Annotated in this window: 5 protein-coding genes; 4 read left to right on the top strand and 1 reads right to left on the bottom strand. The window is 67.7% G+C overall.

The annotated features are described in order from the left end of the window. From AC3XYG_RS11240 to AC3XYG_RS11255, 4 genes are all read left to right on the top strand, one after another. The coding region (locus AC3XYG_RS11240; RefSeq protein ID WP_489139916.1) for an aldo/keto reductase at positions 1–854 on the top strand (854 nt) is incomplete at its 5' end. 68 nt (positions 855–922) lie between these two features. Continuing rightward, positions 923–2,182: an ABC transporter substrate-binding protein gene (locus AC3XYG_RS11245; RefSeq protein WP_489139917.1), complete on the top strand. Its 1,260-nt coding sequence runs from the start codon at positions 923–925 to the stop codon at positions 2,180–2,182. Positions 2,183–2,278: 96 nt separating this feature from the next. Then, positions 2,279–3,196 (top strand): carbohydrate ABC transporter permease, encoded by a 918-nt coding sequence (locus tag AC3XYG_RS11250; protein ID WP_489139918.1) that lies wholly within the window; start codon positions 2,279–2,281, stop codon positions 3,194–3,196. A 7-nt stretch (positions 3,197–3,203) separates the two neighbouring features. Then, positions 3,204–4,037, top strand: a complete 834-nt coding sequence (locus AC3XYG_RS11255; protein WP_489139919.1) for a carbohydrate ABC transporter permease — start codon at positions 3,204–3,206, stop codon at positions 4,035–4,037. 9 nt (positions 4,038–4,046) lie between these two features. Here AC3XYG_RS11255 and AC3XYG_RS11260 read toward each other — a convergent pair. Beyond that, positions 4,047–4,430: GNAT family N-acetyltransferase (locus AC3XYG_RS11260; RefSeq protein ID WP_489139920.1), on the bottom strand; the 384-nt coding region annotated here is incomplete at its 5' end.

Raw genomic sequence — 4,430 nt, forward strand, 5'->3', positions numbered from 1 at the left:
GCGCGGTCGGGGTGCAGAGCATCAGCCAGGCCGGGCTGCTGTTCGACCGCTTCTTCGAACGCGGCGGCAACACCTTCGACACCGCCTGGCTCTACCGCAACGGCGACTCCGACCGGCTGCTCGGCCATTGGCTGGCCAGCCGCGGCGTGCGCGACGAGATCGTGCTGATCGGCAAGGGCGCGCATTCGCCGCTGTGCTACCCCGACGTGATCCCGCGCCAGCTGACCGACACGCTGGAGCGGCTGCAGACCGGCCGGCTCGACCTCTACCTGATGCATCGCGACAACCCGGATATCGCTGTCGGCGAATTCGTCGATGTGCTGGATGCCGAGATCCGGGCCGGGCGCATCGGCTCCTGGGGCGGGTCGAACTGGACGCGCGAGCGGCTGGACGAGGCGATCGACTATGCCGAGGCCAACGGCAAGCACGGCCCGGCCACGGTCAGCAACAATTTCAGCCTGGCGGACATGATCCAGCCGGTCTGGGCCGGCTGCATCGCGTCGTCGGATGCGGAATGGCGGGCCTGGCTGCGGCAGCGGCAGATGCCGCTCCTGGCCTGGTCCAGCCAGGCCCGCGGCTTCTTCACCGACCGCGGCGGCCGCGACCGGCACGAGGATCCGGAGTTGGAGCGCAGCTGGTATGGCGAGACCAATTTCCGCCGTCGCGACCGGGCGGCGGAGCTCGGCGCCCGGATCGGCAAATCGGCCAACCAGGTCGCCCTGGCCTATGGCCTGCACCAGGACTTCCCGATCCTGCCGCTGATCGGCCCGCTCACGCTGGAGGAGCTGGAGGATTCGCTGCAGGCGCTCGACATCGCGCTGACGCCGGAGGAGGTGCGCTGGCTGGAGGGGTGAGCGGACCGGACCGAAACCAAACCCGCCGCCGGCAATGGCGGCGGGAACCAGGGAGGACAAAGAGAGACATGAACAGATTGCTGTCGGGCCTCGCGGCCCTCGCCATGGCCGGCCTCGCATCGGGCACAGCCATGGCCGACGTCACGGTCAAATGGCTGCACATCGAGAACACGCCGGAGACGGTGTCCTGGATGCAGGATGTCGCCAAGGCCTATGAGGCGGCGCATCCCGGCGTGACCATCCAGCTGCAGTATCTGGAGAACGAGGCCTACAAGGCCAAGCTGCCGACCACGCTGCAATCGCCCGACCGGCCGAACATCATCTACAGCTGGGGCGGCGGCGTGCTGCGCGACCAGGTCAAGGCCGGCACGATCGAGGATCTCAGCGACGCGATGAAGGGCCCGTGGGCCGACAGCTTCGGCCCGGCCGCGCTCGACGCCTTCACCATCGACGGTCATGTCTGGGGCGCCCCCGTCCTCGCCTCCCAGGTTGGCTTCTGGTTCAACAAGCCGCTGTTCGCCAAGGCGGGGGTCAAGGCCGAGGACATCAAGACCTGGACCGACCTGCTGGCTGCGGTGAAGACGATCAAGGCGGCGGGCATCGTGCCGATCGCGGCCGGCGGCGCCGACAAATGGCCGATCCATTTCTACTGGACCCATCTTGCGATCCGGCTCGGCGGCAAGGCGGCGTTCCAGTCGGCCTACAACCAGTCCGGCGACGGCTTCGACGGCCCGGTCTTCGTCAAGGCCGGCGAGCATCTGAAGGAGCTGGCGGCGCTGGACCCGTTCGAGCCCGGCTATCTCGGCCTGACCAACCCGCAATCCTCCGGCTATTTCGGCGACGGCAACGCCGCCATGAACCTGATGGGCAACTGGGACTACAACGCCAGCAAGGCCAACAGCGCCAGTGGCAAGGGCCTCGCCGATGCCGATCTCGGCTGGTTCCCGTTCCCGGTGGTCGATGGCGGCGCCGGCCAGCCGACCGATGTGCTGGGCGGGGTCAATGGCTGGCTGGTGACCAAGGGGTCGCCGCCGGAAGCGGTCGATTTCCTGAAGTTCCTGACCAGCCTGGAGAACCAGTCCAAGGCGGCGGAGCTCGGCCTGTACATCCCGGTGGTCAAGGGCACGGCGGACAAGCTCAAGAACCCGTATTTCCGCGAGATGGCGGAAAACATCGCCAAGGCCGGCTATTTCCAGGTGTTCTACGACCAGATGCTGGGCGCCAATGTCGGCCGCGTCGTCAACGACGTGTCGACCGACCTCGCCTCCGGCGCCACCGACCCCGCCGACGCCGCCTCCCAGGTGCAGGACGCCTGGGCGATGCATTGAGGGGGATGTGTTGGTGAGGGTCCGTTCCCCGTTGTGCTTTGCCTCTCCCGCCAGGCGGGAGAGGCAAAGCAAGCCGGCCTTCGCGGGTGCACCCCGATGACCGCCGTCGCCCTGTCGCACGACCACTCCGCCGCTCGCCGTCGCCGCGTCGCCTTCCGATCCCGGGTGGCGCCGATCGTGTTGATGCTGGTGCCGGCGCTGGCCCTGTTCACCATCTTCGTGATCCTGCCGATGGGCGAATCCGGCTTCTACAGCCTGTTCAAATGGAACGGCTACGGCAGCCCGGAAGACTTCGTCGGGCTGAAGAATTTCGAGCTGCTGCTGCGCAACCGTACCTTCTGGTCGGCGCTGACCAACACCGGGCTGATCATCGCGGTGTCGCTGGCGATCCAGCTGCCGCTGGCCCTGTCCATGGCGCTGCTGCTGGCCGAAAAGCTGCGCGGCCGGGTGGCGTTCCGCATGGTGTTCTTCCTGCCCTATATCCTGGCCGAGGTCGCGACCGGGCTGATCTGGAAGTTCCTCTACGATGGCCAGTACGGCGCTGTCGCTCTGGTCTGGGGCTGGTTCGGTGCCCAGGCGCCCTTCGTCCTGGCCGATCGCGGCCTGGCGATGATCGCGGTGCTGGCGCTGGTGGTGTGGAAGTATTTCGGCTTCCACATGATGCTCTACATCGCCGGCCTGCAGAACATCCCGCCCGAGGTTGTCGACGCGGCCCGGATCGACGGCGCCTCGCCCTGGCAGATCGTGCGCCGGATCAAGATCCCGATGTTGCTGCCGACGATCCGGCTGTCGGTGTTCTTCTCGGTGGTCGGCGCGCTGCAGCTGTTCGACATGGTGATGGCGCTGACCCGCGGCGGGCCGTCCAACGCCACCCATTCGCTGGTCACCTACCTCTTCACCTTCGGCATCATGCGGATGGAGATCGGCTTCGGCAGCGCCGTCGGCGTGGTGCTGTTCCTGATCTGCGTCACCTTCTCGATCGTGTATCGCCGCACTTTGATGCGCGGAGACTAGGACCATCATGGCCAGCCGCACGCGCCGCCCCTCCACCCTGCCGCAATACTTGGTGCTGCTCGCCGTCGCCGGGGTGGTGCTGGTGCCGCTGGTCGCCACCGCCCTGGGCGGCTTCAAGACGCTGGGCGAGCTGCGGGTCAACCCGGTCGGGCTGCCGGCGAGCTGGAGCGGCGAGGTCTATCTCGAGATCCTGACCTCGCCGCAGCTCTGGCGCATGCTGTTCAACTCCGCCGTCATCGCCGTGTTCACCGTCGGCCTGACCCTGATCGCCGGGTCGATGGCGGCCTTCGTCTTCGCCCATGTCGTGTTCTTCGGCAGCCGCATGCTGCTCAGCTACCTCCTGCTCGGCCTGTTGTTCCCGGCGGCGACGGCGATGCTGCCGCTGTTCATCCGGGTCCGCGACCTCGGCCTGCTCGACAGCTATTGGGGCGTGATCCTGCCGCAGGTGGCCTTCGGGCTGGGCATGGCGATCCTGATGCTGCGCGGCTTCTTCCGCCAGCTGCCGCACGAGCTGTGGGAGGCGGCGCGGGTCGATGGCTGCGGCTACTTCCAGTTCTATCTCAGGATCACCCTGCCGCTGTCGCGGCCGATCCTGGCCACGGTCTCGGTCTTCGCCCTGGTCACCAGCTGGAACAACTACATGCTGCCGCTGATCATGTTCAACGCGCCGGAGATGTACCCCTGGCCGCTGGGGATCAGGTACTACCAGGGCGAATTCTCGACCGAATGGAACAAGATCCTGGCCTTCGTCACCCTGACCCTGGCGCCGGCCATCGCCTTCTTCCTGCTGGCCCAGCGCCACATCGTCGCCGGCCTGGCCGGCGGAGCGGTCAAGGGGTAGGGCGCTTCCTCAGGTCGCCGGCATGTAGGTCAGGAAGGTGGCGGCGCGGCTATAGCCGACGCGGGCGTAGACCGGGGCGCCGGCATCGGTGGCGTGCAGGACCGTCCGGGTCAGCCCCGTCGCCTTGTGTCCGGCCTGCAGCGCCCGCCGCACCACCGCCTCGCCATAGCCCTTGCGCTGGGCATCCGGGCGGGTGGCGACCAGCGCGAGGTACAGGCGCCCGTCATGGACCACCGCCGAGGCGGCGGAGACCGCGCGGTCGCCCTCATAGCCGAGATAGGAATGCGCCGCTTTGGTCCACAGCGTCGATCCGGCCAGGCCGGCGCGGCCCCATTCCAGCGGAAAGCCATAGCCCTCGCAGTTGATGTCGGCATAGGCCTCGAGCGCGATCGC

Source organism: Inquilinus sp. (genome assembly GCF_057815775.1).

Excerpts from the sequence above, each read along its gene's own strand:
- AC3XYG_RS11245 (WP_489139917.1), top strand. The coding sequence starts at position 923 with ATGAACAGATTGCTGTCGGGCCTCGCGGCCCTCGCCATGGCCGGCCTC.
- AC3XYG_RS11250 (WP_489139918.1), top strand. The coding sequence starts at position 2,279 with ATGACCGCCGTCGCCCTGTCGCACGACCACTCCGCCGCTCGCCGTCGC.
- AC3XYG_RS11255 (WP_489139919.1), top strand. The coding sequence starts at position 3,204 with ATGGCCAGCCGCACGCGCCGCCCCTCCACCCTGCCGCAATACTTGGTG.